20 protein-coding genes are annotated in these 25,679 nt (G+C 72.2%); 16 read left to right on the forward strand and 4 right to left on the reverse strand.

Going from position 1 to position 25,679, the window contains the following annotated elements; all coding sequences use genetic code 11:
* Nucleotides 1-18: 18 nt before the first annotated feature.
* Genes Sco07f_RS35105 through Sco07f_RS35120 form a run of 4 tightly spaced genes read left to right on the forward strand, consistent with a single transcriptional unit; the run spans nucleotide 19 to nucleotide 6,222 of the window.
* Nucleotides 19-1,056, forward strand: a complete 1,038-nt coding sequence (locus Sco07f_RS35105) for an ABC transporter permease (protein ID WP_108990257.1) — start codon at nucleotides 19-21, stop codon at nucleotides 1,054-1,056.
* Nucleotides 1,053-2,027: a carbohydrate ABC transporter permease gene (locus Sco07f_RS35110; RefSeq protein WP_108990258.1), complete on the forward strand. Its 975-nt coding sequence runs from the start codon at nucleotides 1,053-1,055 to the stop codon at nucleotides 2,025-2,027. The genes Sco07f_RS35105 and Sco07f_RS35110 overlap by 4 nt, the downstream gene beginning before the upstream one ends.
* Nucleotides 2,027-3,997 carry a beta-galactosidase gene (locus tag Sco07f_RS35115; RefSeq protein WP_108990259.1) on the forward strand — a complete coding sequence of 657 codons (1,971 nt, stop codon included), beginning with the start codon at nucleotides 2,027-2,029 and terminating at the stop codon, nucleotides 3,995-3,997. The genes Sco07f_RS35110 and Sco07f_RS35115 overlap by 1 nt, the downstream gene beginning before the upstream one ends.
* Entirely contained in the window at nucleotides 3,994-6,222 is a 2,229-nt protein-coding gene (locus Sco07f_RS35120) for a glycosyl hydrolase family 95 catalytic domain-containing protein (protein WP_108990260.1), read from the forward strand. Before Sco07f_RS35115 ends, Sco07f_RS35120 begins: the two co-directional genes overlap by 4 nt.
* Nucleotides 6,223-6,299: 77 nt before the next feature.
* Here the strand turns inward: Sco07f_RS35120 and Sco07f_RS35125 are convergent, their stop codons facing one another.
* Nucleotides 6,300-7,313 carry a LacI family DNA-binding transcriptional regulator gene (locus tag Sco07f_RS35125; RefSeq protein ID WP_054100868.1) on the reverse strand — a complete coding sequence of 338 codons (1,014 nt, stop codon included), beginning with the start codon at nucleotides 7,311-7,313 and terminating at the stop codon, nucleotides 6,300-6,302.
* A gap of 328 nt (nucleotides 7,314-7,641) precedes the next feature.
* On the opposite strand from Sco07f_RS35125, the gene Sco07f_RS35130 reads away from it, so the two are divergent.
* From Sco07f_RS35130 to Sco07f_RS35160, 7 genes are all read left to right on the forward strand, one after another.
* The gene (locus Sco07f_RS35130; protein WP_108990261.1) at nucleotides 7,642-9,606 is read left to right on the forward strand and encodes an acyl-CoA dehydrogenase family protein; all 1,965 of its coding nucleotides are present in this window, start codon (nucleotides 7,642-7,644) and stop codon (nucleotides 9,604-9,606) included.
* Between the two features lie 188 nt (nucleotides 9,607-9,794).
* Nucleotides 9,795-11,051 (forward strand): 1-deoxy-D-xylulose-5-phosphate reductoisomerase, encoded by a 1,257-nt coding sequence (gene dxr / locus Sco07f_RS35135; protein WP_108990262.1) that lies wholly within the window; start codon nucleotides 9,795-9,797, stop codon nucleotides 11,049-11,051.
* Complete coding sequence (locus Sco07f_RS35140) at nucleotides 11,048-12,352, forward strand: M50 family metallopeptidase (RefSeq protein ID WP_007387716.1); 1,305 nt, start codon at nucleotides 11,048-11,050, stop codon at nucleotides 12,350-12,352. The genes dxr and Sco07f_RS35140 overlap by 4 nt, the downstream gene beginning before the upstream one ends.
* Nucleotides 12,353-12,606: 254 nt before the next feature.
* Nucleotides 12,607-13,764: a flavodoxin-dependent (E)-4-hydroxy-3-methylbut-2-enyl-diphosphate synthase gene (gene ispG / locus Sco07f_RS35145; RefSeq protein WP_087789382.1), complete on the forward strand. Its 1,158-nt coding sequence runs from the start codon at nucleotides 12,607-12,609 to the stop codon at nucleotides 13,762-13,764.
* A 97-nt stretch (nucleotides 13,765-13,861) separates the two neighbouring features.
* Entirely contained in the window at nucleotides 13,862-14,710 is an 849-nt protein-coding gene (locus tag Sco07f_RS35150) for a GNAT family N-acetyltransferase (RefSeq protein ID WP_054100871.1), read from the forward strand.
* Nucleotides 14,711-14,773: 63 nt separating this feature from the next.
* Complete coding sequence (locus tag Sco07f_RS35155; protein ID WP_007387719.1) at nucleotides 14,774-15,319, forward strand: GNAT family N-acetyltransferase; 546 nt, start codon at nucleotides 14,774-14,776, stop codon at nucleotides 15,317-15,319.
* A gap of 73 nt (nucleotides 15,320-15,392) precedes the next feature.
* Nucleotides 15,393-17,096, forward strand: a complete 1,704-nt coding sequence (locus Sco07f_RS35160) for a proline--tRNA ligase (protein ID WP_108990263.1) — start codon at nucleotides 15,393-15,395, stop codon at nucleotides 17,094-17,096.
* A gap of 516 nt (nucleotides 17,097-17,612) precedes the next feature.
* On the opposite strand, the gene Sco07f_RS35165 is transcribed toward Sco07f_RS35160, so the two are convergent.
* From Sco07f_RS35165 to Sco07f_RS35175, 3 genes are read right to left on the reverse strand one after another with little or no spacing between them, the layout of a single operon-like run.
* Complete coding sequence (locus tag Sco07f_RS35165) at nucleotides 17,613-18,512, reverse strand: aminoglycoside phosphotransferase family protein (RefSeq protein WP_108990264.1); 900 nt, start codon at nucleotides 18,510-18,512, stop codon at nucleotides 17,613-17,615.
* A 39-nt stretch (nucleotides 18,513-18,551) separates the two neighbouring features.
* Nucleotides 18,552-19,073, reverse strand: a complete 522-nt coding sequence (locus Sco07f_RS35170) for a ferritin-like domain-containing protein (protein WP_054100874.1) — start codon at nucleotides 19,071-19,073, stop codon at nucleotides 18,552-18,554.
* A complete protein-coding gene (locus tag Sco07f_RS35175; RefSeq protein ID WP_108990265.1) occupies nucleotides 19,070-19,654 on the reverse strand; it encodes a hypothetical protein in 585 nt (194 codons plus the stop codon). Before Sco07f_RS35175 ends, Sco07f_RS35170 begins: the two co-directional genes overlap by 4 nt.
* Before the next feature lie 312 nt (nucleotides 19,655-19,966).
* Between Sco07f_RS35175 and rimP the strand changes: the two genes are divergently transcribed.
* From rimP to Sco07f_RS35200, 5 genes are all read left to right on the forward strand, one after another.
* Nucleotides 19,967-20,512 (forward strand): ribosome maturation factor RimP, encoded by a 546-nt coding sequence (gene rimP, locus Sco07f_RS35180; protein WP_108990266.1) that lies wholly within the window; start codon nucleotides 19,967-19,969, stop codon nucleotides 20,510-20,512.
* Between the two features lie 2 nt (nucleotides 20,513-20,514).
* Entirely contained in the window at nucleotides 20,515-21,537 is a 1,023-nt protein-coding gene (nusA, locus tag Sco07f_RS35185; RefSeq protein ID WP_007444953.1) for a transcription termination factor NusA, read from the forward strand.
* Between the two features lie 113 nt (nucleotides 21,538-21,650).
* A complete protein-coding gene (locus tag Sco07f_RS35190; protein WP_042825294.1) occupies nucleotides 21,651-21,956 on the forward strand; it encodes a YlxR family protein in 306 nt (101 codons plus the stop codon).
* 161 nt (nucleotides 21,957-22,117) lie between these two features.
* Nucleotides 22,118-25,195 carry a translation initiation factor IF-2 gene (gene infB, locus Sco07f_RS35195; RefSeq protein WP_087789375.1) on the forward strand — a complete coding sequence of 1,026 codons (3,078 nt, stop codon included), beginning with the start codon at nucleotides 22,118-22,120 and terminating at the stop codon, nucleotides 25,193-25,195.
* A 152-nt stretch (nucleotides 25,196-25,347) separates the two neighbouring features.
* On the forward strand, nucleotides 25,348-25,641 hold the full coding sequence (locus Sco07f_RS35200; RefSeq protein ID WP_003973319.1) for a DUF503 domain-containing protein: 294 nt from the start codon (nucleotides 25,348-25,350) through the stop codon (nucleotides 25,639-25,641).
* Nucleotides 25,642-25,679: the final 38 nt, after the last annotated feature.

Raw genomic sequence — 25,679 nt, forward strand, 5'->3', positions numbered from 1 at the left:
GAGGCAAGGAGAACCGCCGTGTCGCACAGCACGGTGCCTCGGACCGACACCGAGGCCGAAGAAGTCAAGAAGAAGCTCCCGGAGGCGCACGGCGGCGACAAGGGGGCCCCGGACAAACCGGCCACCGGGAAGCTGAGCCTGCGGCTGAGGTTCCGGCGCGACCGCGTCCTGCTGCTGATGACGCTGCCGGCCGTCGTGCTGCTCCTGGTCTTCAACTACGTGCCGATCCTCGGCAACGTCGTCGCCTTCCAGGAGTACGACCCCTACCTCAGCGACAACGGCGTCGTCTCCATCCTGCACAGCCCGTGGGTGGGCCTGGAGAACTTCCAGCGGATCTTCGAGGACTCCGCCTTCTGGAACGCGGTCCGGAACACCCTCGTCCTCTTCGTCCTCCAGCTCCTGCTGTACTTCCCCATCCCGATCCTGCTCGCGCTGCTCATCAACAGCGTGGTCAGGCCCCGGGTCCGGGCGATCTCGCAGGCCATCCTCTACCTGCCGCACTTCTTCTCGTGGGTGCTGGTCGTCGCCGTCTTCCAGCAGCTCCTCGGCGGCGCCGGGCTCCTCTCCCAGCTGCTGCGGCAGCACGGGTACGACGGGCTCGACATCATGACCGACCCCGACACCTTCAAGTTCCTGATCACCGCGCAGAGCGTGTGGAAGGACGCCGGCTGGGGGATCATCGTCTTCCTCGCCGCCCTCGCCTCGGTCAGCCCCGACCTGTACGAGGCGGCCGCGATGGACGGCGCGAACCGCTGGCGCCGCATGTGGCACGTCACCCTGCCCGCACTGCGCCCGGTCGTCGCCCTGCTCCTGGTGCTCCGCGTCGGCGACGCCCTCACCGTCGGATTCGAACAGATCCTCCTGCAACGCGGCGCCGTGGGGCCGGGCGCCGCGGAGGTCCTGGACACCTTCGTGTGGTGGAACGGCGTACGCAACCAGGACTTCGGCTACGCGGCCGCCGCCGGCCTCGTCAAGGGCGTCATCAGTCTCGGCCTCGTCCTCGCGGCCAACAAGGTGGCCCACCTCATGGGCGAGCAGGGGGTGTACAAGAAGTGACCGCCGTACCCGAAGCGACCTCCGTCCGAGAGGCGACGACCTCCGCGGGCGACCGGCCGGCGCGCCCACCCCGCCGGTGGGCGGCCCCGCCCCGCCCCGTGTGGGAGGAGAGGCCCAGCCGCGCCGGACTCGCCGGCAAGGGGCTCGTCCTGCTCCTGGCCTGCCTGGGCATCCTGTTCCCGCTGTGGATCGTGATCGTCACCAGCCTGTCCACCCGCAAGTCCATCGACGAGGCCGGCGGCCTGGTGATGATCCCCAAGGACATCACCTTCGTCGCCTACCAGGAACTGCTCAGCGGCGGCCAGGTCACCCGCGCCGCGCTCGTCAGCGTGGGCATCACCCTCGTCGGCACCCTGTTCTCCATGGCGGTGTCCGTGCTGTGCGCCTACGGGCTCTCCCGCAGCGGCTCCCTCGCCCACCGCTGGATCCTCATGGTGCTGCTCGCCACCATGTTCTTCAGCGCCGGTCTCATCCCCACCTACCTGCTGGTGCAGTCCCTGGGCCTCACCGACAGCTACCTCGCGCTGATCCTGCCGAGCGCCATCAGCGTCTTCAACATCCTGGTGCTGCGCGGCTTCTTCATGGGCATCTCCCAGGAACTGATCGACAGCGCCCGCATCGACGGCGCCGGCGACCTGCGCATCCTGTGGCAGATCGTGCTGCCGCTGTCCCGCGCGGTGGTCGCGGTGATCACGCTGTTCTACGCCGTCGGCTACTGGAGTGCCTGGTTCAACGCCTCCCTCTACCTGAACGACCAGGACATGCTGCCGCTCCAGAACGTCATGATCCAGCTGGTGCAGAAGCAGGAGGCGCCGGTCGGCCTCGGCCAGGCGATCAAGACCGGTGAACTCTCCGGCCTAGCCGTGCAGATGGCCGTGATGGTCATGGCCCTGCTGCCGGTCGCCGTCCTGTCGCCCTTCGTCCAGCGCCACTTCAAGAAGGGCATGCTCACCGGGGCGGTGAAGGGCTGATGCCGCACCTGTCCGACGCCACCCTGGGCCGCATCCTCTACGGCGGCGACTACAACCCCGAGCAGTGGCCCGAGGAGACCTGGCCCGAGGACGTCCGCCTGATGAAGGCCGCCGGCGTCAACTCCGTCACCCTCGGCGTCTTCTCCTGGTCGAAGCTCGAACCGCGCCCCGACGTCCACGACTTCGCCTGGCTCGACCGGCTCATGGACCTGATGCACACCCACGGCATCGGCGTCGTCCTCGCCACCCCCACCGCCTCACCCCCGCCCTGGCTGGGGCACCTGCACCCCGACACGCTGCCCCGCGACGAGGACGGCCGCACCGAGTGGTGGGGCGGCCGGCAGCACTTCTCGCACTCCAGCACCGTCTACCGCCGCCACGCCGCCGCCATCACCGAGGCCCTGGCCGCGCGCTACGGGCAGCACCCCGCCCTCACCATGTGGCACATCAACAACGAGTACTGCACCTACGACCACGGCGACGAGGCCGCCGCCCGCTTCCGCCGCTGGCTCGAGGACCGCTACGGCACCCTCGACGCCCTCAACACCGCCTGGGGCACCGCCTTCTGGAGCCAGGGCTACGGCGACTGGGCGGAGATCCTGCCGGCCCGCCGCACCCACTACCTCAAGAACCCGGCGCAGGTCCTCGACTTCCGGCGCTTCACCTCCGACATGCTCCTGGAGTGCTACACCGCCGAGCGCGACATCGTCCGCCGCCACAGCCCCCACCTCCCGGTCACCACCAACTTCATGCCGCTGTGGGCGGGACAGGACGCCTGGCGCTGGGCCGAGGAGGAGGACGTCGTCTCCGTCGACCTCTACCCCGACCCGCGCGACCCGTCCGGCGCCCAGCACGGCGCCCTCGTCCAGGACATGACCCGCTCCCAGGCACGCGGCCCGTGGATGCTCATGGAACAGGCGGCCGGACCCGTCAACTGGCGCGGAGTGAACCACCCCAAGCCGCGCGGTCTCCACCGCCTCTGGTCGCTCCAGGCCGTGGCCCGCGGCGCCGACGCCGTCTGCCACTTCCAGTGGCGGCAGTCCCGGCAGGGCGCCGAGAAGTTCCACTCCGGGATGGTCTCCCACGCCGGCGAGCAGGGACGCACGTACCAGGAGGTGCGGCGGCTCGGCGCCGACCTGGCCCGGATCGCCCCGCACGTCACCGGCGCCGCGGTCACCGCCGACGTCGCCGTCCTGCACGACTGGCACTCCTGGTGGGCCGGCGACCAGGAGGCCCGGCCCTCCCGCGAGGCCGACTACCCGGACGTCCTCGGCGCCTGGCACCGCGCGCTCTGGCGGGCCGGAATCACCACCGACTTCGCCCACCCCGGCCACGACCTGACCCGCTACCGGCTCGTCGTCGTCCCGCAGCTCTACCTCCTCACCGACGCCGCCGTCGACAACCTCCTCGCGTACGTGCGCGGCGGCGGCACCCTCGTCTGCGGCTTCCTGACCGGCGTCGCCGACCAGGACGACCGGGTACGGCCCGGCGCCATGGACGCCCGGCTGCGCGGCCTGTTCGGCATCCGCACCCTCCACGAGTGGTGGCCGCTGGAGCCGGGCGGCAGCGCCGAGTGCGAGGGCGGCCTGCGCGGCACCCTGTGGTCCGAGGAACTGGAGCCCGACGGCTCCGCCGACGAGACCGTGCCGTACAAGGGCGGCGAACTCGACGGACTGCCGGCCGTACTGCGCAAGGGCCGCGCCTGGTACGTCTCCACGCTCCCCGAGCCGGACGCGCTGCGCGCCCTGCTGGCCCGCGTCGCCGCCGGCGCGGACGTCCGTCCGGTGCTCGACGGGCTTCCGGACGGCGTCGAGGCGGTCCGGCGAGGAGACCTGTTGTTCCTGCTCAACCACGGCCGCGAACCGGTCACCGTCGACCTCCCCGGCACCCACCACGACCTGCTGACGGAGACGACGGCGACCGACCGGATCACCCTCGGCCGCTACGCCGTGGCGGTGCTGAAGCCATGAGCGCCACGCCCGTCCACGGCACCTGGGAGCCCGCGCCCGCCGCCCGCTGGGAGGACGCCTTCCTCAGCGGCAACGGCCACCACGGCGCCCTCGTGCACGGCGACCCGCACGCCGACCGGGTGATCGTCACCCACCACACCCTCGTCCGTCCGGACGGAGACGACGCCCACCGCCGCCCGCCCAACCTCGCCGCCGAACTCCCCGCCCTCCAGGACCGCCTGCTGGCCGGAGACCCGACGGCAGCCGAGGACTTCACCGACGGCCGCCCGCTGCAATGGGTACGCCCCTTCCACCCGGCCTTCCAGCTCCGCCTGAACAGACCGACCCCCGACGGTACGGACGCCCCCTACCGCCGCGCCGTCGACTTCACCACCGGCGAGACGACCGCCACCCGCGCCGGCTGGGCCAGCCGCGTCTTCGTCTCCCGCGCCGACGACGTGATCGTCCAGCACGTCAGCGACCCGCACCTCACCCTCGACCTGTCCCTCGACCCCCGCCTCCCCGGCGCCCCCGCCGGACTCGGCATCGGCCACGGCGCCGTCCTCACCCCCGAGGGCGCCCTGCTCACCCTGCGCGCCCGCTACCCCGGCAGCGACCTCGCGTACACCGGCGTCACCCTCGTCGCCGTCACCGGCGGCACCACGAGGCTCACGCCGCCCGGCGTCCTCGTCGAGGGCGCCACCGAGGTGCTGCTGCTGACCCGGGTGCACCGCCACACCGGCGAGCTGGACACGGTCGCCGAGAGCCGCGCCCTGCGCGACCTGCTGCGCGAAGCCCGGTACGCGGCGCCGCACCTGGCCTCCTACGACGCCCTCCTCGCCCGGCACCTGACCCACCACCGCACCGCCTACGAACGCGTCACCCTCGACCTCGCCGCCGACCCCGCCGAACGCGCCCTGCCGGGCTCCGACCTGCTCACCAGGCCGCACAGCGCGGCCCTCCTCGAACGGCTCTTCGCCGCCGGCCGCTACCACCTGCTGTCGGCGAGCGGCCTGCTCCCGCCCCGCCTCACCGGCCTGTGGACCGGCGACTGGAACACCGCCTGGTCCGGGGCCTTCACCACCAACGCCAACCTCAACCTCCAGACCGCCTCCGCCGCGGCCGCCGCCCTGCCCGAGGTCACCGAGGCCCACGCCGCGCTGGTCCACCGGCAACTGCCCGACTGGCGGGACAACGCCCGCGCGATCTTCGGCACCCGGGGCGCGGTCGCGCCCTCGCACACCGACGGCGAGAGCGGCCACACGTACCACTTCAGCCGCGAGTACCCCCTGCACCTGTGGACCGCGGGCGCCGACTGGCTGCTCAAGCCGCTCGTCGACCACGACGAGACCTACGGCACGCGCGACCCCCGCACCACCCTCGCACTCTCCGAAGTCGCCGCCTTCTACGAGGACTTCCTCACCCGCACCGACGACGACGGACACCTGGTCGTCGTCCCGTCCTACTCACCCGAGAACCGCCCCGCGAACGCGAGCTGGGGCACCCTCGACGCGGCCATGGACCTCTCCGCCGCCCGGCACGCCCTGCTCATCGCCGCCGACCGCCACCCCGACCGCGCCGACCGCCTGCGCGCCCTCGCCGGCCGCCTCCCCGCGCACCGGATCAACGCCGACGGCGCCCTCGCGGAGTGGGCGTGGCCCGGGCTGGCGGACACCTACGACCACCGCCACCTCAGCCACCTCTACGGGGTCTGGCCGCTGGAGGAGATCAACCCGTACGACACCCCCGAGCAGGCCGAGGCCGCCCACCGCGCCCTCGAACTGCGCGGCGCCGAGAACGACTCCGCCCACGGCCACCTCCACCACGCCCTCGTCGCGGCCAGGCTCCGTGACGGCGACCGGGTCGCCCACGCGCTCGGCCGGGTCCTCGACGGCGACTACTTCCACGCCTCCCTGATGAGCGCGCACTACCCCCACCGCGACGTCTACAACGCGGACGCCGCCCACACCCTGCCCGCCGTGCTCATCGAGATGCTCGTGCAGTCCACCCCCGGCCGGCTGGTCCTGCTGCCCGCCCTCCCCGCCTCCTGCCGCCAGGGCCAACTCAGGGGCATACGCACCCGGTTCGGCGCCTCGGTCGACCTCGCCTGGACACCGGACGGCACCGCGACGGCCGTCCTGCGCCCGGACCGCACCCACCGCATCGAACTCCGGACCCCCTCCGGAGCCGAACCGCTCGACCTCGTCGCCGGTCAGGACCGCGTCATCACGGTCGAGGCACGGTAGTACCGGCGCACGCTCCGCCCCCGCTCGGCGTCGGCATCCACGAAGGCGTGACGCGCCAGGGCGGGAGCCGGGCGACCCTACGACCGGACGGGCGCCGGACCCGAACTGGCCCGGACGGTCAGCTCCGGTGCGAGCAGCACGACCTCGTCGCTACCGCGCCCGTCGAGCTTGGCCACCAGCTGCTCCACGGCCCGCCGGCCCATCTCCTGCGCGGGCAGCGCCACCGAGGTGAGCCGCACCGAGGCCTGGGTGGCGACCTGCTCGGGGCAGACCGCGACCACCGACACGTCCTCCGGCACCGCCCGCCCCTGCTGGCGCAGCAGGGCGAGCAGCGGTTCCACCGCCGACTCGTTCTGGACGACGAACCCCGTGGTGTCGGGGCGCTCGTCGAAGACGCGGGCCAGCGTCGCGGCCATCGCGTCGTACCCGCCCTCGCAGGGCCGGTGCAGCAGCCGCAGTCCCAGCTCGCGCGCGCGGGTGCGCAGGCCGTCGAGGGTGCGCTCGGCGAAACCGGTGTGCCGTTCGTACACGGCGGCGGCCTCACCGATGACGGCGATGTCCCGGTGCCCCAGCTGCGCCAGATGCTCCACGCACAGCGCGCCGGTCGCCCGGAAGTCCAAGTCGACGCAGGTGAGGCCTTCGGTGCTGGCGGGGAGTCCGATCAGTACGGACGGCTGGTGGGTGTCGCGGAGGAGGGGGAGCCGCTCGTCGTCGAGTTCGACGTCCATGAGGATCATCGCGTCGGCGAGTCCGCTGCCGGTGACGCGGCGCACCGCGTCGGGGCCCTCCTCGCCGGTGAGCAGCAGGATGTCGTACCCGTGGGTGCGCGCGCCGGCCGCGACCGCGATGGCGATCTCCATCATCACCGGCACGTACATGTCGGTGCGCAGCGGGATCATGAGGGCGATGATGTTCGACCTGCTGCTGGCCAGTGCGCGGGCGCCGGCGTTCGGGTGGTAGCCGAGCTTCCGGATGCTCTCCTCGACCCGCTGCCGGGTGGTGGTGGAGATGGACCGCTTGCCGCTGAGGACATAGCTCACCGTGCTGGCCGAGACTCCGGCGTGCTGGGCGACCTCGGCGAGGGTGACCATCCAGCTCTCCAAATTGTGTGAAGCGCTTCGACAGCGCGCGGGACAGATAGGGGTGGGCGAGGGTGGTTCGACAGTAGCCGCAGTGAGGATGGGTGTCCATAGGCTGTCGAAGCGCTTCGACGGCTTTGTTCGCCGCGATGGCCGACCGCCTTCTCCACCGCTTCCTCAGCCGCGTTCCTCTCTCCCGCTCTCCCCACGCAGTATCGGCCGAACGGCCGCACGAAGGGTGGCCGGGTCGCCCGGGATCGGGTACATACGAACGGGTAGCACCGACTAGTAACGTACGTCCGCAAGTTCGCGCAGGACGAATCGCGGCGAGGTGAGCCCCATGTCCGCACCACCCACCCCCTCCTCCCGACCCACCGTCACCGAACGTGAAGCCCGACAGGTCGCGGAGGCGGCCCGGGAACAGGACTGGCGCAAGCCCAGTTTCGCCAAGGAACTCTTCCTCGGCCGCTTCCGCCTCGACCTCCTCCACCCCCACCCGGTCCCGGCCGAAGAGGACGTCCAGCGGGGCGAGGAGTTCCTCACCAAACTGCGCGACTTCTGCGAGACGAAGATCGACGGCGCGGTGATCGAGCGCGACGCGCGGATCCCCGACGACGTGATCACCGGGCTGAAGGAGCTGGGCGCCTTCGGCATGAAGATCGACACCAAGTACGGCGGCCTCGGCCTGACCCAGGTCTACTACAACAAGTCCCTCGCCCTGGTCGGCTCCGCGAACCCCGCGATCGGCGCACTGCTCTCCGCCCACCAGTCGATCGGCGTGCCGCAGCCGCTGAAGATGTTCGGCACCCAGGAGCAGAAGGCCACGTTCCTGCCGCGCTGCGCCCGCACCGACATCTCGGCCTTCCTGCTGACCGAGCCGGACGTCGGCTCCGACCCGGCCCGGCTGGCCACCACCGCCGTCCGGGACGGCGACGACTACGTCCTCGACGGTGTGAAGCTGTGGACCACCAACGGCGTCGTCGCCGACCTGCTCGTGGTCATGGCCCGCGTCCCGAAGCCCGAGGGCGGCAAGGACGCGGCGGGCGGCAAGGGGGGCATCACCGCGTTCGTGGTCGAGGCCGCCTCCGAGGGCGTCACGGTGGAGAACCGCAACGCCTTCATGGGCCTGCGCGGCCTGGAGAACGGCGTCACCCGCTTCCACCGGGTCCGCGTCCCGGCGGCGAACCGCATCGGCCCCGAGGGTGCGGGCCTGAAGATCGCCCTGACCACCCTCAACACCGGCCGCCTCTCCCTCCCCGCGATGTGCGTCGGGGCCGGCAAGTGGTGCCTGAAGATCGCCCGCGAGTGGTCGGCGGTGCGCGAGCAGTGGGGCAAGCCGGTCGCGCTGCACGAGGCGGTCGGCTCCAAGATCTCCTTCATCGCGGCGACCACCTTCGCCCTCGAAGCCGTCCTGGACCTCTCCTCCCAGATGGCCGACGAGGACCGCAACGACATCCGCATCGAGGCCGCCCTCGCCAAGCTCTACGGCTCCGAGATGGCCTGCCTGATGGCCGACGAACTGGTCCAGATCCGCGGCGGCCGGGGCTTCGAGACCGCGGCCTCACTCGAAGCCCGCGGCGAGCGCGCGGTCCCCGCCGAGCAACTCCTGCGGGACCTGCGCATCAACCGCATCTTCGAGGGTTCCACCGAGATCATGCACCTGCTGATCGCGCGCGAGGCGGTCGACGCCCACCTCTCGGTCGCCGGCGACCTGATCGACCCCGACAAGACCCTCTCCGACAAGGCGCGGGCGGGCGCGCAGGCCGGCGTCTTCTACGCCAAGTGGCTGCCGAAACTCGTCGCGGGTCCCGGCCAACTCCCGCGCTCGTACGCCGACTTCCACCCCTCCGGTCACCCCGACCTCTCCGGTCACCTGCGTTACGTCGAACGCACCGCCCGCAAGCTAGCCCGCTCCACCTTCTACGCCATGTCGCGCTGGCAGGGCCGGATGGAGACCAAGCAGGGCTTCCTGGGCCGGATCGTCGACATCGGCGCGGAGCTGTTCGCGATGAGCGCCGCCTGCGTCCGCGCCGAGCACCTGCGCACCAAGGGCGAGCACGGCCGCGAGGCCTACCAGCTCGCCGACGCCTTCTGCCGCCAGTCCCGCATCCGCGTCGAGGAACTCTTCGGCCGCCTGTGGAGCAACACCGACGACCTCGACCGCAAGGTCGTCAAGGGCGTGCTGGGCGGCGCGTACGAGTGGCTGGAACAGGGCGTCGTCGACCCGTCGGGCGACGGGCCGTGGATCGCGGAGGCGGCCCCGGGCCCGTCCGGCCGGGAGAACGTCCGCCGCGCCATCGGCTGACCCGGGGCCCCGCCCCGAAGGCAGGACCGGAGCAGGCCCCCGGCGACTCGCGTCGGGCGCCTGCCGCACCGGACCGTCCCGGCGGGAGGGGCGCGGCCGACCGGCCCGGCCACCCCTCGTACGGCCCGCGACACCCGGCCGAGGGACGCGCTGTCCTCCCGGAGGGCCGTTGCGGACACAATGGGGGGATGAGCGACAGTCCAGCCCCACTCGCCGACCCCCACCTCGTCTACGACCCGGTGGCGGGCGACGGCCCGAAGGACGTGGTGGTCCTCGGGTCCACCGGGTCGATCGGGACCCAGGCCATCGACCTCGTGCTGCGCAACCCGGACCGCTTCCGGGTCACCGCCCTGTCCGCCAACGGCAGCCGGGTCGCCCTCCTCGCCGAGCAGGCGTACCGGCTGAGGGCGCGGACCGTCGCCGTCGCCCGCGAGGACGTCGTACCGGCGCTGCGGGAGGCGCTCACCGCCCAGTACGGGACGGGCGAGCCGCTCCCCGAGATCCTCGCCGGACCGGACGCGGCCACCCAGCTCGCCGCCTCCGACTGCCACACCGTGCTCAACGGCATCACCGGCTCCATCGGACTCGCGCCGACCCTCGCCGCCCTGGAGGCGGGCCGCACCCTCGCGCTGGCCAACAAGGAGTCGCTCATCGTCGGCGGCCCGCTGGTCAAGGCGCTGGCCAAGCCGGGCCAGATCATCCCGGTCGACTCCGAGCACGCCGCCCTCTTCCAGGCGCTGGCCGCCGGCACCCGCGCCGACGTGCGCAAGCTGGTCGTCACTGCCTCCGGCGGCCCGTTCCGGGGCCGTACCAGGGACCAGCTGGCGGCCGTCACCGTCGAGGACGCGCTCGCCCACCCCACCTGGGCCATGGGCCCGGTGATCACGATCAACTCCGCGACCCTGGTCAACAAGGGCCTGGAGGTGATCGAGGCCCACCTGCTCTACGACATTCCCTTCGACCGCATTGAGGTGGTCGTGCACCCGCAGTCGTATGTCCACTCGATGGTTGAGTACACGGACGGATCGACCCTGGCCCACGCCACGCCCCCCGACATGGGCGGGCCCATCGCCGTGGGCCTCGGCTGGCCCGAACGCGTCCCCGACGCCGCGCCCGCCTTCGACTGGAGCAAGGCCTCGACCTGGGAGTTCTTCCCGCTCGACAACGAGGCCTTCCCCTCCGTCGACCTGGCCCGGCACGTCGGACAGCTCGCGGGCACGGCCCCGGCGGTGTTCAATGCCGCCAACGAGGAGTGTGTCGAGGCGTTCCGCTCCGGCGCACTGCCGTTTCTCGGGATCATGGAGACCGTCACGCGGGTGGTCGAGGAGCACGGCACCCCCCGTACGGGAACCTCGCTCACCGTCGCGGACGTCCTCGAAGCGGAGACCTGGGCACGCGCCCGGGCCCGGCAACTGGCGGCACAGACGGCGGAGGCCCGTGCATGACGACCCTGATGTTCATCCTCGGCATAGTCCTCTTCGCCGTCGGCCTGCTCTTCTCCATCGCCTGGCACGAGCTGGGCCACCTGTCCACGGCCAAGATGTTCGGCATCCGGGTGCCGCAGTACATGGTGGGCTTCGGACCGACGCTCTTCTCCAGGAAGAAGGGCGACACCGAGTACGGGGTCAAGGCCATCCCGTTCGGCGGCTACATCCGCATGATCGGCATGTTCCCGCCCGGCCCCGACGGCCGCATGGAGGCACGCTCCACCTCGCCCTGGCGCGGGATGATAGAGGACGCCCGGTCGGCCGCCTTCGAGGAACTGCAGCCCGGTGACGAGAAGCGCCTCTTCTACACGCGCAAGCCGTGGAAGCGCGTCATCGTCATGTTCGCCGGCCCGTTCATGAACCTGATCCTCGCCGTGGTGCTCTTCCTCACGGTGCTGATGGGCTTCGGCATCTCGCAGCAGACCACCACCGTCAGCTCGGTCTCCCAGTGCGTCATCTCGCAGAGCGAGAACCGCGACGACTGCACCAAGGCCGACCCGGCCTCCCCGGCCGCGGCGGCGGGCCTCAGGGCCGGCGACAAGATCCTCGCCTTCGACGGCGTACGGACCGACGACTGGGACAGGCTGTCCGACCTGATCCGCGCCAACCCCGGCGAGGACGTACCGGTCGTCGTCGAGCGCAAGGGCGAGGAGATCACCCTCCACGCGACCATCGCCACCAACAAGGTCGCCAAGAAGGACTCCAACGGTCAGATCGTCCAGGGCGAGTACGTCACCGCGGGCTTCCTCGGCTTCAGCTCCGCCACCGGCGTGGTGAAACAGGACTTCGGCCAGTCCGTGACCTGGATGGGCGACCGGATCGGCGACGCCGTCGACAACCTCGCCGCCCTGCCCGCCAAGATCCCCGCCCTGTGGGACGCGGCCTTCGGCGACGGGCCCCGCGAGGCCGACTCCCCGATGGGCGTCGTCGGCGCGGCCCGCGTCGGCGGCGAGATCGCCACCCTCGACATCCCGCCCACCCAGCAGCTCGCCATGTTCGTGATGCTGGTGGCCGGCTTCAACCTCTCCCTGTTCCTCTTCAACATGCTCCCGCTGCTGCCGCTCGACGGCGGCCACATCGCGGGCGCCCTGTGGGAGTCGCTGCGCCGCGGCGCAGCGAAGGTGCTGCGCAGGCCCGACCCTGGGCCCTTCGACGTGGCGAAGCTGATGCCGGTGGCCTACGTGGTGGCGGGCGTCTTCGTCTGCTTCACGCTGCTCGTGCTGGTGGCGGACGTCGTCAACCCGGTGCGCATCACCTGACGCCCGGACGGCCACCGCGCGCGGGACCGATCACCCGATGCGGTGACCGTCCGACGATCCGACGAGAAGCCCGATCCGGAGAGCATGTCCCTCCGGGCCGGGCTTCAGTCGCCTCACCCGGCAGATGGACGCCAAAGGGTGCATCTCCCGTACGCCGCGTGCCCGGCGTTCATGTCGGTGCCGTAATCTCGAAGGCCGGAGCCCGCCGCTGAACGGGACCGGACCTTGATCCACGACTTGGGGTTGCACAGCAGATGACTGCGATTTCTCTCGGCATGCCGGACGTTCCGACCAGGCTCGCGGAGCGCCGCAAGAGCCGGCAGATCCAGGTCGGGCCCGTGGCGGTGGGCGGCGACGCCCCCGTGTCGGTCCAGTCCATGACCACGACCCGCACCTCCGACATCGGCGCCACCCTCCAGCAGATCGCCGAGCTGACGGCGTCCGGCTGCCAGATCGTCCGCGTGGCCTGCCCCACCCAGGACGACGCCGACGCGCTGCCCGTCATCGCGAAGAAGTCGCAGATCCCGGTGATCGCGGACATCCACTTCCAGCCCAAGTACGTCTTCGCCGCGATCGAGGCCGGCTGCGCCGCGGTCCGGGTGAACCCGGGCAACATCAAGCAGTTCGACGACAAGGTCAAGGAGATCGCCAAGGCGGCCAAGGACCACGGCACGCCCATCCGCATCGGCGTGAACGCGGGCTCCCTCGACCGCCGCCTGCTCCAGAAGTACGGCAAGGCGACCCCCGAGGCCCTGGCCGAGTCCGCCCTGTGGGAAGCCTCGCTCTTCGAGGAGCACGACTTCCGCGACATCAAGATCTCGGTCAAGCACAACGACCCGGTCGTCATGGTCGAGGCCTACCGCCAGCTCGCCGCCCAGTGCGACTACCCGCTGCACCTCGGCGTCACCGAGGCGGGCCCGGCCTTCCAGGGCACCATCAAGTCGGCGGTCGCCTTCGGCGCACTGCTCTCCCAGGGCATCGGCGACACCATCCGGGTCTCCCTCTCCGCCCCGCCGGTCGAGGAGATCAAGGTCGGCATCCAGATCCTGGAGTCGCTGAACCTGCGCCAGCGCGGCCTGGAGATCGTCTCCTGCCCGTCCTGCGGCCGCGCCCAGGTCGACGTGTACAAGCTGGCCGAGGAGGTCACCGCCGGCCTGGAGGGCATGGAGGTCCCCCTCCGCGTCGCCGTCATGGGCTGCGTCGTCAACGGTCCCGGCGAGGCCCGCGAGGCCGACCTCGGCGTCGCCTCCGGCAACGGCAAGGGCCAGATCTTCGTCAAGGGCGAGGTCATCAAGACCGTCCCCGAGTCCAAGATCGTGGAGACCCTCATCGACGAGGCCATGAAGATCGCCGAGCAGATGGAGAAGGACGGCGTGATCTCCGGCGAGCCCTCGGTCTCCGTCGCGGGCTGATCCGCCCGATCCTGCCGCGTCGCCCTGGGGGCGGCGCGGCATATGCACGACAGGTACAGTGCGGAGACCAGCTGATCTCAGGGTGAGGCCGCCGCACGTGTTGACGCAGACCACCTCCCGCGTGCTCGAACCGAGCGACCTGGAGGCCGCGCTCGCCGTCCTGGACCGCGAGCCGGTCGCCAACGCCTTCGTGACCGCACGCGTGCAGGTCGCCGGTCTCGACCCGTGGCGCCTGGGCGGCGAGATGTGGGGCTGGTACGAGCACGGCATGCTGACCTCGCTGTGCTACGCGGGCGCCAACCTCGTCCCCATCTGCGCCACCCCCCGCGCCGTCCGCGCCTTCGCCGACCGCGCCCGCCGGGCCGGCCGCCGCTGCTCCTCGATCGTCGGCCCCGCCGGCCCGACCGCCCAGCTGTGGCGGCTGCTGGAACCCGGCTGGGGCCCGGCCCGCGAGGTCCGCACCCGCCAGCCCCTCATGGTCACCGACCGGCTCCCCGACGACATCGCCCCGGACCCCTACGTCCGCCGCGTCCGCAAGGACGAGATGGAGCGGATCATGCCGGCCTGTGTGGCGATGTTCACCGAGGAGGTCGGCATCTCCCCGATGGCCGGCGACGGCGGCCTGCTCTACCAGGCCCGGGTCGCCGAACTCGTCGGCTCCGGCCGCTCCTTCGCCCGCTTCGACGCCGACGGCAAGGTCGTCTTCAAGGCCGAGATCGGCGCCGCCACCGACCGCGCCTGCCAGATCCAGGGCGTGTGGGTGCACCCCGAGTACCGCGGCAAGGGCCTGGCGGCCCCCGGCATGGCGGCGGTCCTGCGCTACGCCCTCGCGGACACCGCCCCGGTGGCGAGCCTCTACGTCAACGACTTCAACACGGCGGCCCGACGGACGTACCTCCGGGTGGGGTTCCAGGAGGTCGGCGCCTTCATGAGCGTCCTGTTCTGAACCCGGCCCAGACGGCGGCCCGCTCCCCGACGACAACCGGAACGCCCCTGTAGGCTCCCCGCCATGGACCTCGTGATCGGCCCACTGGACCTCTCCGCGCACGTGGACGAGGCGCTGGCCGTCCAAGCCGCCGCGTTCGGCCTCGGCCCCGACGAGGTGGCCGTCCGCCGCCAGATCGTCCTGCGCCACATGACCTACGCGGGCGCCAGGGCCCTCGGCGCCACCGTCGAGGGCCGCCTCGTCGGCTTCGTCTACGGCATGCCCAACGACCGCGCCCACTGGTGGTCCACGGTCGTCGAGCCCTACCTCCGAGACCGGGGCACCGACGCCTGGCTGGACGACTCCTTCGTCATCACGGAGCTCCACGTCCACCCGGCGCACCAGAACCGCGGCGCGGGCCGCGCCCTGATCACCACGATCACCGACGCCGCCGCCCAGCCCCGCTCCATCCTCTCCGCGATCGACCGGGACAGCCCCGCCCGCGGCCTCTACCACTCCCTCGGCTACCAGGACCTCGCCCGTCAGGTCCTCTTCCCGAGCGCCCCCAAGCCGTACGCGGTGATGGGCGCCACGCTCCCGCTGCGCAGGCGGTCACCGGCCGGTCGATAACCGATTTCCACCGCACCGGACCACCCGGCTAACCTCCTAGCACCACCCTTACGCAGCAGGAGACACGAGAACCATGGCCAACGCACCGGTCCAGCGCATGTCGAAGTTGATGGCGAAGACGCTGCGCGACGACCCGGCGGACGCCGAGGTCCTCAGCCACAAGCTGCTGGTCCGCGCCGGCTACGTGCGCCGCACCGCCGCCGGCCTGTGGAGCTGGCTGCCGCTGGGCAAGAAGGTCCTCGGCAACATCGAGCGCATCGTCCGCGAGGAGATGGACGCCATCGGCGCCCAGGAGGTCCAGCTCCCCGCCCTGCTGCCGCGCGAGCCGTACGAGGCGACGGGCCGCTGGGACGAGTACGGCCCCGAACTCTTCCGCCTTCAGGACCGCAAGGGCGGCGACTACCTCCTCGGCCCCACCCACGAGGAGATCTTCACCCTCCTCGTCAAGGACCAGGCGTCCTCCTACAAGGACCTGCCGGTCATCCTCTACCAGATCCAGAACAAGTACCGCGACGAGGCCCGCCCCCGGGCCGGCATCCTGCGCGGCCGCGAGTTCCTCATGAAGGACTCCTACTCCTTCGACGTCGCCGACGAGGGCCTCGCCGAGTCCTACGCCCTGCACCGCGCCGCCTACCAGCGCATCTTCGAGCGCCTGGGCCTCGACTACCGCATCGTCGCGGCCACCGCCGGCGCCATGGGCGGCTCCAAGTCGGAGGAGTTCCTGGCCCCCGCGGAGGCCGGCGAGGACACCTTCGCGGACTGCCCGAACTGCGACTACGCCGCCAACACCGAGGCGATCACCCACGCCCTCACCCCGGTGGACGCGACCGGCGTCCCGGCCGCCGAGGACATCCCCACCCCCGACACCCCCACGATCGAGACCCTGGCCGCCTCTCTCGGCGTACCGGCCTCGGCCACCCTCAAGAACCTCCTCGTCAAGGTGGACGGCGAGATCGTCGCCGTGGGCGTCCCCGGCGACCGCGAGGTCGACACGGACAAGGTCGAGGCGCACTTCGCCCCGGCCGCCGTCGAGCTGGTCACCGCCGAGGACTTCGTCGGCCGCCCCGACCTGGTCCGCGGCTACGTCGGCCCGCAGGGACTGGGCGAGAAGGTCACGTACATCGCCGACCCCCGCGTCGCGCCGGGCACCGCGTGGATCACGGGCGCCAACAAGGCCGACACCCACGCCAAGAACGTCGTGGCGGGCCGCGACTTCGAGGTCGACGCCTACGTCGACGTGGTCGTGGTCCGCGAGGGCGACCCCTGCCCGAAGTGCGGCACGGGCCTGAAGCTGGACCGCGCCATCGAGATCGGCCACATCTTCCAGCTGGGGCGCAAGTACGCGGACGCCCTCAAGCTCGACGTCCTCGGCCAGAACGGCAAGCCGGCCCGCGTCACCATGGGCTCCTACGGCATCGGCGTCTCCCGCGCGGTGGCGGCGCTCGCCGAGCAGCACGCCGACGACAAGGGCCTCGTCTGGTCCAAGGAGGTCGCCCCGGCCGACGTCCACGTCGTCGCCGCGGGCAAGGCGCTGCAGACCGAGCTGGCCCTGGAGGTCTCCGACAAGCTGGCCGCGGCCGGCGTCCGCGTCCTGGTGGACGACCGCGCGGGGGTCTCTCCCGGCGTGAAGTTCACCGACGCGGAACTCATCGGCGTCCCCCAGATCCTGGTGGCCGGCCGCCGCTCCGCAGAGGGCGTCGTCGAACTGAAGGACCGCCGCACGGGCGAACGCGAGGAAGTGACGGTCGAGGAGGCCATCACCCGCCTCACCAACTGACCGGCACCGCGTTCCCCCGGGCGCGGGCCCGGGGTGACGCGGCCCGGCGGGGTGCCGCCGCGCCCACCCACGACTGCCCGCAGCGGCGGGGCAGCGTGGCGACTGCACGCGCACCGGCGAGGGCGAGAGAGCCGCACACGGCGGGGCGGGGCACCCAGGTGAGGCGGCCGGCAGGCGCGTACGGCGAGCAGGGACGTGTCGGGGGGTGTCCGCCCGCAGCGGATGGCGCGTCAACGCCCCGCGCCTCTTCAAGCAACCGATTCCGCGCCGTTCCGAGGACGGACACCCCCCGGCGCGGCCCGACCCCCGGACAACGCACCGCGCTACGCGCACCCCCACAACCCGCGCAGGCGCCGCAGGCACCCGCGCCACCGCCGCAGGCACCCGCGCCACCGCCGCAGGCACCGGCCCCACCGCCGCAGGCACCCGCGCAGGCCGCCGCAGGCATCCCGCGCCACCGTCGGAGACATCTCGCGCCACCGTCGGAGACATCTCGCGCCACCGTCGGAGGCCCCGTCACAACCAGCCCGCGAACTCCAGCAACAGCTCCGCGTCCTGCTCTCGCCCCACCCGCCGGGCCCGCACCCCCGACTCCACCGCCCGGAACAGCGTCCAGCCGCGCAGCCGCTCCTGATCGACCTCCAGCGACTCCGCGAGCCGCTTGATCCGCCGCCGCGTGGTCGACGCCCCCGACGGCTGGGCGATCAGATCCTCCACCCGGTCCCGCACCAGCCGCGCCAGATCGAACGCGCTCTCCCCGACCACCGGATCGGGCCCCACCGCCAGCCACGGCATCCGGTCCCCGGCGAGCACCTTGCTCTGCCGGAACGTGCCGTGCAGCAGCCGCTCCTCCGGCGGCTCGGCCAGCAACTCCTCGCGAGCCGCGAGCGCCGCGTCGACCAGCGGCGCAACCTCCGCGTCGGCCGCCGCGCCCGCCCGCATGGCCGCCGCCTGGCGCCCGGTCCGCTGGGCCACGGTCTCGAAGGAATGAGAGGCGGGCGGCTCCACCCACAGCCGCCGCAACGTCCCCGCCGCCTCCAGCAACGCCTTCGCCTCCGGCAACGACCGCACCGACACGTCCGGATGCAGCCGCTCGAGCAGCAGCACGCCCTCCTCGTCGGCCGCCTCGCGCACCTGCACGGCGCCCAGCCCGCCCCAGTGCGCGAGCGCGGCCCGCTCACTCTCCGGACGCGCCCGGGGAGGGGCGAGCTTCAGCACCGCAGGCGCCCCCTCGGCCCCGCGCACCAGCACCACCAGGCTGCTGCGCCCGCCGGGCACCTGCACCCGCTCAACGGTCAGCCCCCGCACCGCCACGGCCCGCTCCGCCGCTTCGGGCAGCTTCGCCAACCAGCTGTCACCGTCCGGCGCCGTCTCGCCGAGCGCCCTGATCAAACGCCGCGGCGGTTCGAATGCCATGCGCGAGCCGTTCCCTTCCCGTACGGAAAGCCGTACGCGTTACGCAGTCGGTGAAGCCGTCGCCGACGGGGCCGCCGGCCCCGTCGCCGTGTCGGAGGCATCCGGAGCGGGACCCCGCCCGGTCGGCGTGCCGGCCCGCTCGGCGAGCCCAGGGAAGGCTACGCTCCCGCCCCGCCAGCGCGCCGCGCGGACCGCGGCCTCCCGCAGCGCACCGGCCGCCGTGGCCCGCAGGTCGCCCTCGGCCGCCCGCACCAGGTCGGAGTAGACCCCGGCCACCCGGTCCTCCAGCCGGGCCGCCAGCCGTACCGCCGCCGCCGAGTCCGGCACCGAGAACGGCAGCGCGTACCCGGCCGCCGCGGCGACCGGCTCACCGCCCAGGCCCCGGACGTCACGCGCCAGCGCGTCCCGCCGCGCCCGGTGCGCGTCGTACGCCGCCCGTGCCTCGGTGCGCCGTTCCTCACCGATCCGCCCGCCGACGACCCCGTAGCCGTACACCGCCGCGTGCTCCGCCGCCAGCGCCGCCTGGACCGCGTCCAGCCGCCCGTCCTCCGCCTTGCTCACCCGTCACCCTCCGTCAGCAGAAACACGTGGGCCGCCCCGGCCGCCGCGACCGAGGCCAGCAGCCGCGCCGTCTCACCCGGCACGTCGAGCAGCGCCCCGGCCCGCCGGTCGGCCAGCTTCCGCTCGGCGTCGGCGAGCATGCCCAGGGCGCCCTTCTCGTCCGCGGGCACGGCACCGGCGTCACGGGCCGCCGGACCGGCGGCCCGAGCGGAGACCGAGGGCGAGACCGAAGCAGACGCGGCCGGCGACGCTGCCGACGACGCGGCAGACGACGCCCCGGGCGAGGCCACCCGCTCACCACCGAACGCCTCCGCGTGCCGTACGACCTCCTCCCGCAGCGGCCCCAGCCGCTCCGCCAGCCCCGGATGGGCCGCGATCACCGCCGCGTACCGCCCGGCCAGGGCCTCGCTGTCCCGGGCCGCACGCGCGCGTGCCCGGTCGGCGGCCGACGGGCCGGTCCCGGAGGCGTCGGAGTCCGACCCCCCGGTACAACCGACGAGAAGGGCGGCCCCGGCGGCCGACGCGAGCAGGCTCCTTCTGCGCGGCCCCCGGAGCGGGCGCGGCGATGGGGGAAGCGACACGGCAGACGTCCTCGACAGGCTCGTACGGAAGCGGAGGCAAAGCGACGGCAGAGCGGCGGGCGACGCGTCGGGAACCCGCGGTGCGGCCTGCGGCCCGCCCGTGATCACGGTACCCGTGCCCCGCCCGGGCACCACTCATCGGCAGCACCACGCCCCCGAACCCGACCCCCCGAACCCGACCCGCGAACTCGACCCGCCCTCCGATCCGGCCCACCGGACGGGGTGGACGGCAACACCCCCCGCGACCGGATACCCTTTGACCAGACACGCGCACCGTCCCACAACAGCACACGCGGCCGAGGAGTCACCCGGATGAGCACCACCCAGAGCGAGAGGCTGCGAGAGCTGCTGGAGCCGCTCGTCGCCTCCCAGGGACTGGACCTCGAAGAGATCGCGGTGGACTCGGTCGGCCGCAGGCGTGTACTGAGCGTGGTCGTCGACTCCGAAACCGGAGCGGACCTGGACCGCATCGCCGATGTGAGCCGCGTGCTCTCGGCGAAGCTCGACGAGACCGACGCGATGGGCGAGGGCGAGTACACCCTCGAGGTCGGCACCCCGGGCGCGGAGCGCTCGCTCACCCAGCACCGCCACTACGTGCGCGCCACGGACCGCCTGGTCCGGTTCCAGCTGCACGAGGGCGGCGAGCTGGTCGCCCGCATCCTCGCCGTGGACGAGGACGGACTCGACCTCGAAGTACCAGGAGTGAAGGGCCGCAGGCCCACCACCCGCAGACTGCCCTTCGGCGACATCGACAAGGCACGCGTCCAGGTCGAGTTCAACCGCAAGGACACCAAGAGCACCGAGAACACCGAGCACACCGACAACACCGACAACAAGACGGAAGAGGAGGAGGCGTAGCCGTGGACATCGACATGAGCGCCCTGCGGGGCTTGGTACGGGAGAAGGAGATCTCCTTCGACCTGCTGGTCGAAGCGATCGAGTCGGCCCTCCTCATCGCCTACCACCGCACCGAGGGAAGCCGCCGGCACGCGCGCGTGGAGCTCGACCGGAACACCGGACACGTGACCGTGTGGGCGAAGGAGGACCCCGACGACCTCGAGGAGGGCCAGGCGGCCCGCGAGTTCGACGACACCCCGTCCGACTTCGGCCGTATCGCCGCCACCACCGCCAAGCAGGTCATCCTGCAGCGGCTGCGCGACGCCGAGGACGACGCGACGCTCGGCGAGTACGCCGGACGTGAGGGCGACATCGTCACCGGCGTGGTCCAGCAGGGCCGCGACCCGAAGAACGTGCTGGTCGACATCGGCAAGCTGGAGGCCATCCTGCCGGTGCAGGAGCAGGTGCCCGGCGAGACCTACCCGCACGGCACGCGGCTGCGGTCGTACGTCGTCCGCGTGGCCAAGGGCGTGCGCGGCCCGTCCGTGACGCTGTCCCGCACGCACCCCAACCTGGTGAAGAAGCTGTTCGCCCTCGAGGTGCCGGAGATCGCCGACGGGTCCGTCGAGATCTCCGCGATCGCCCGCGAGGCCGGCCACCGCACCAAGATCGCCGTACGCTCCACCCGCTCGGGCCTGAACGCCAAGGGTGCCTGCATCGGCCCCATGGGCGGCCGGGTGCGCAACGTGATGGGCGAGCTGAACGGCGAGAAGATCGACATCGTCGACTGGTCGGACGACCCGGCCGAGATGGTGGCGAACGCGCTCTCCCCGGCCCGCGTCTCCAAGGTGGAGGTCGTGGACCTCGCGGCCCGCTCCGCGCGCGTGATCGTGCCCGACTACCAGCTGTCGCTGGCCATCGGCAAGGAGGGCCAGAACGCCCGGCTCGCGGCCCGGCTGACCGGCTGGCGGATCGACATCCGCCCGGACACCGAGCAGCCGGACGACCAGCGTGACGACCGGCGTGACGACCGGCCGTCCGACTAGCCGGGGAATAGATCCAAGCCGCACGCCGCTGAGATCACGACAGCTTTGCGTGCGGCACGTGTTCGATTCTTGCCCCGAAGGGGTGAGGTCGGTCCGGGGAGGTAGACTTAGCAGTGTCTGGCCGGACACGTACCCGAACATGCCCCGAGCGCACCTGCGTGGGGTGCCGGGAGCGAGCGGTCAAGAGCGAGCTGCTGCGCACCGTCGCGGACGAGGGTCATTGCACCCCTGATCCACGCGGTACGCTGCCCGGCCGGGGTGCGTACGTACATCCCGTCCCGGTCTGTGTCGACCAGGCAGTGCGCCGCAAGGCGTTCCCGCGGGCGCTCCGCGTCCCGGGTCCGCTCGACGTAAAGGCGTTGCGCCACTACGTCGAGCAGGCACAAGGTTGCGACAAGGCTGCTGACAGCAGCGTGTGAGCAACATGGTAAGGAAGACATGCCGCGCGAGACCCCGCGCGGCTTGGTACCTCGCGAGTCGAAAGCAGGTCGAGATTGCGATGAGCACTCGATGAGTACGCGATGAGTACGCCCATGAACTAGCGACGGTCCGGACGCAACCCGGACCTCAGAGGAGCGAAGTGGCTAAGGTCCGGGTCTACGAACTCGCCAAGGAGTTCGGCGTCGAGAGCAAGGTCGTCATGGCCAAGCTCCAGGAACTCGGTGAATTCGTCCGTTCGGCGTCTTCGACGATCGAAGCGCCCGTAGTACGCAAGCTGACAGACGCCTTCCAGCAGGGTGGCGGAAACGGCCGGTCCGCCGGTCGTCCCGCGGCCCCGAAGAAGGCTGCCCCCAGGCCGTCGGCGCCCTCCCCGGCGCAGGCGGCCCGTCCGGCTGCGCCCCGTCCGGGTCCCGCGGCTCCGGCGGCTCCCAAGCCTCCGGCCGCCGAGGAGCCCGCGGCTCCGTCGGCCCCCGCGCCGGCGCCGTCCCAGGGTCCGCGCCCGACGCCGGGCCCCAAGCCCGCGCCGCGTCCGGCCCCGGCCGCCCCGGAGTTCACCGCTCCGCCGGCCGCTCCGGCCGCCCCGGCCGCTTCGTCCCAGGCTCCGGCCGGTCCGAAGCCCGGTGGCGCGCGTCCCGGTGCCCCCAAGCCCGGCGGTGCCCGTCCGTCCGGTCCGGGTCAGGACCGCGGTCAGCAGGGCGGCCAGGGCCGTCCCGGTGGCCAGCGTCCCGGCGCTCCGGGCCAGCGTCCCGGCGGCCGTCCCGGCGGTCCGCGTCCGGGCAACAACCCCTTCACCTCCGGCGGCAACGCCGGCATGGCGCGCCCGCAGGCGCCCCGTCCGCAGGGCGGCCCCCGCCCGGGCGGTCCCGGTGGTGCTCCCGGCGGCGGTCCCCGTCCGCAGGGTCCCGGCGGCCAGGGCGGCGGTCCCCGTCCCCAGGCTCCGGGCGGCAACCGTCCGAGCCCGGGCTCGATGCCCCGTCCGCAGGGCGGCGGCGCAGGTCCCCGTCCCGGCGGCGGCCCGCGTCCGAACCCCGGCATGATGCCGCAGCGTCCCGCTGCCGGCCCGCGTCCCGGCCCCGGTGGCGGCGGTCGCGGTCCCGGCGGTGCCGGTCGTCCCGGCGGCGGCGGTCGTCCCGGTGGCGGCGGCGGTTTCGCCGGTCGTCCCGGTGGCGGCGGTGGCGGTCGTCCGGGTGGCGGCGGCGGTTTCGCCGGTCGTCCCGGCGGTGGCTTCGGTGGCGGCGGTGGCCGTCCCGGCTTCGGCGGTCGTCCCGGCGGTCCCGGTGGCCGTGGTGGCACGCAGGGCGCCTTCGGCCGTCCCGGTGGTCCCGCGCGTCGCGGTCGCAAGTCGAAGCGGCAGAGGCGCCAGGAGTACGAGGCCATGCAGGCCCCGTCGGTCGGCGGCGTGATGCTGCCTCGCGGCAACGGCGAGACCATTCGCCTGTCGCGCGGTGCGTCGCTCACCGACTTCGCGGAGAAGATCAACGCCAACCCGGCGTCGCTCGTCGCGGTCATGATGAACCTCGGCGAGATGGTCACCGCGACCCAGTCCGTCTCCGACGAGACGCTCCAGCTCCTCGCCGGCGAGATGAACTACACGGTTCAGATCGTCAGCCCGGAGGAGGAGGACCGCGAGCTGCTCGAGTCCTTCGACCTGGAGTTCGGCGAGGACGAGGGCTCCGACGAGGACCTGGTCGTCCGTCCGCCGGTTGTGACCGTCATGGGCCACGTCGACCACGGAAAGACCCGACTGCTCGACGCCATCCGCAAGACGAACGTCATCGCGGGCGAGGCCGGCGGCATCACCCAGCACATCGGTGCCTACCAGGTAGCGACCGAGGTCAACGAAGAGGATCGCAAGATCACCTTCATCGACACCCCGGGTCACGAGGCGTTCACCGCCATGCGTGCCCGTGGTGCGCGGTCGACCGACATCGCGATCCTGGTCGTCGCGGCCAACGACGGCGTCATGCCGCAGACGGTCGAGGCGCTCAACCACGCCCAGGCGGCCGACGTCCCGATCGTCGTCGCGGTCAACAAGATCGACGTCGAGGGTGCCGACCCGACCAAGGTGCGCGGTCAGCTGACCGAGTACGGCCTGGTGGCCGAGGAGTTCGGCGGCGACACCATGTTCGTCGACATCTCCGCCAAGCAGGGTCAGAACATCGACTCGCTGCTGGAGGCCGTGATCCTCACGGCCGACGCCTCGCTCGACCTGCGGGCCAACCCGGACCAGGACGCGCAGGGCATCTCCATCGAGTCCCGTCTCGACCGCGGCCGCGGTGCCGTGGCGACGGTCCTCGTGCAGCGAGGCACCCTGCGGGTCGGCGACACGATGGTGGTGGGCGACGCCTACGGCCGCGTCCGCGCCATGCTCGACGACAACGGCAACAACGTCGCCGAGGCGGGTCCGTCCACGCCGGTCCAGGTGCTGGGTCTGACCAACGTCCCGGGCGCCGGTGACAACTTCATCGTGGTCGACGAGGACCGTACGGCCCGCCAGATCGCGGAGAAGCGTGCCGCCCGCGAGCGGAACGCCGCGTTCGCCAAGCGCACGCGCCGCGTGTCCCTGGAGGACCTGGACAAGGTGCTGAAGGCCGGCGAGGTCCAGCAGCTGAACCTGATCATCAAGGGCGACGCGTCCGGATCGGTCGAGGCGCTGGAATCCTCCCTGCTCCAGCTGGACGTCGGCGAAGAGGTCGACATCCGCGTCCTGCACCGCGGTGTCGGTGCGGTCACGGAGTCCGACATCGACCTGGCGATGGGCTCCGACGCCATCGTGATCGGCTTCAACGTGCGCGCCGCAGGGCGTGCCGCGCAGATGGCCGAGCGCGAAGGCGTGGACGTCCGGTACTACTCGGTCATCTACCAGGCGATCGAGGAGATCGAGGCGGCCCTCAAGGGCATGCTCAAGCCGGAGTACGAAGAGGTCGAGCTGGGCACGGCGGAGATCCGCGAGATCTTCCGCTCCTCCAAGCTGGGCAACATCGCGGGTGTCCTCATCCGCTCCGGCGAGGTCAAGCGCAACACCAAGGCGCGTCTGCTGCGCGATGGCAAGGTCATCGCGGAGAGCCTCAACATCGTGGGCCTGCGTCGCTTCAAGGACGACGTCACCGAGATCCGCGAAGGCTTCGAGGGCGGTATCAACCTCGGAAACTTCAACGACATCAAGGTCGACGACGTCATCGCGACGTACGAGATGCGCGAGAAGCCGCGGGTGTAAGTACCGCGACTTCCGGGAGTGACCGGTCCGGGGCCGGTCGGCGGAGCACAATATCCGTCGATCGGCCCCGGCCGTTCGTTGTACGGTTCAGATGATCCCGCCCGTTCGCGGCGGGGCCATCGATCCCGGACCGGCGGGTGAACCGGTTTCACATGTATGTGGGGACGCTGTCCTTCGACCTCCTCCTCGGCGACGTACATTCGCTGAAGGAGAAGCGCTCCGTCGTCCGCCCGATCGTCGCCGAACTCCAGCGGAAGTACGCGGTGAGCGCGGCGGAGGTGGAGCACATGAACCTCCATCGCCGGGCCGTCGTCGGCCTGGCCCTGGTGTCCGGCGACGCGGGCCACCTCAGCGACGTGCTCGACCGGTGCGAACGGCTGGTGGCCGGCCGCCCCGAGGTGGAACTGCTGTCGGTGAGGCGGCGCTTCCACGGCGACGACGACTGACCAGACCGGGCAGAAGACCGGATCGACCGGATCGGGCA

The organism is Streptomyces coelicoflavus, from assembly GCF_003112555.1.
In the GTDB taxonomy this organism is placed as follows: Bacteria; Actinomycetota; Actinomycetes; order Streptomycetales; family Streptomycetaceae; genus Streptomyces; species Streptomyces coelicoflavus.

What these genes read in the sequence shown, in the direction of transcription:
- dxr (WP_108990262.1), top strand. Translation starts at nt 9,795, where the DNA reads ATGAGCGACAGTCCAGCCCCACTCGCCGACCCCCACCTCGTCTACGAC.
- ispG (WP_087789382.1), top strand. Translation starts at nt 12,607, where the DNA reads ATGACTGCGATTTCTCTCGGCATGCCGGACGTTCCGACCAGGCTCGCG.
- Sco07f_RS35160 (WP_108990263.1), top strand. Translation starts at nt 15,393, where the DNA reads ATGGCCAACGCACCGGTCCAGCGCATGTCGAAGTTGATGGCGAAGACG.
- Sco07f_RS35165 (WP_108990264.1), bottom strand. Translation starts at nt 18,512, where the DNA reads ATGGCATTCGAACCGCCGCGGCGTTTGATCAGGGCGCTCGGCGAGACG.
- rimP (WP_108990266.1), top strand. Translation starts at nt 19,967, where the DNA reads ATGAGCACCACCCAGAGCGAGAGGCTGCGAGAGCTGCTGGAGCCGCTC.
- Sco07f_RS35115 (WP_108990259.1), top strand. Translation starts at nt 2,027, where the DNA reads ATGCCGCACCTGTCCGACGCCACCCTGGGCCGCATCCTCTACGGCGGC.
- Sco07f_RS35140 (WP_007387716.1), top strand. Translation starts at nt 11,048, where the DNA reads ATGACGACCCTGATGTTCATCCTCGGCATAGTCCTCTTCGCCGTCGGC.
- Sco07f_RS35155 (WP_007387719.1), top strand. Translation starts at nt 14,774, where the DNA reads ATGGACCTCGTGATCGGCCCACTGGACCTCTCCGCGCACGTGGACGAG.
- Sco07f_RS35200 (WP_003973319.1), top strand. Translation starts at nt 25,348, where the DNA reads ATGTATGTGGGGACGCTGTCCTTCGACCTCCTCCTCGGCGACGTACAT.
- Sco07f_RS35125 (WP_054100868.1), bottom strand. Translation starts at nt 7,313, where the DNA reads ATGGTCACCCTCGCCGAGGTCGCCCAGCACGCCGGAGTCTCGGCCAGC.
- Sco07f_RS35120 (WP_108990260.1), top strand. Translation starts at nt 3,994, where the DNA reads ATGAGCGCCACGCCCGTCCACGGCACCTGGGAGCCCGCGCCCGCCGCC.
- Sco07f_RS35130 (WP_108990261.1), top strand. Translation starts at nt 7,642, where the DNA reads ATGTCCGCACCACCCACCCCCTCCTCCCGACCCACCGTCACCGAACGT.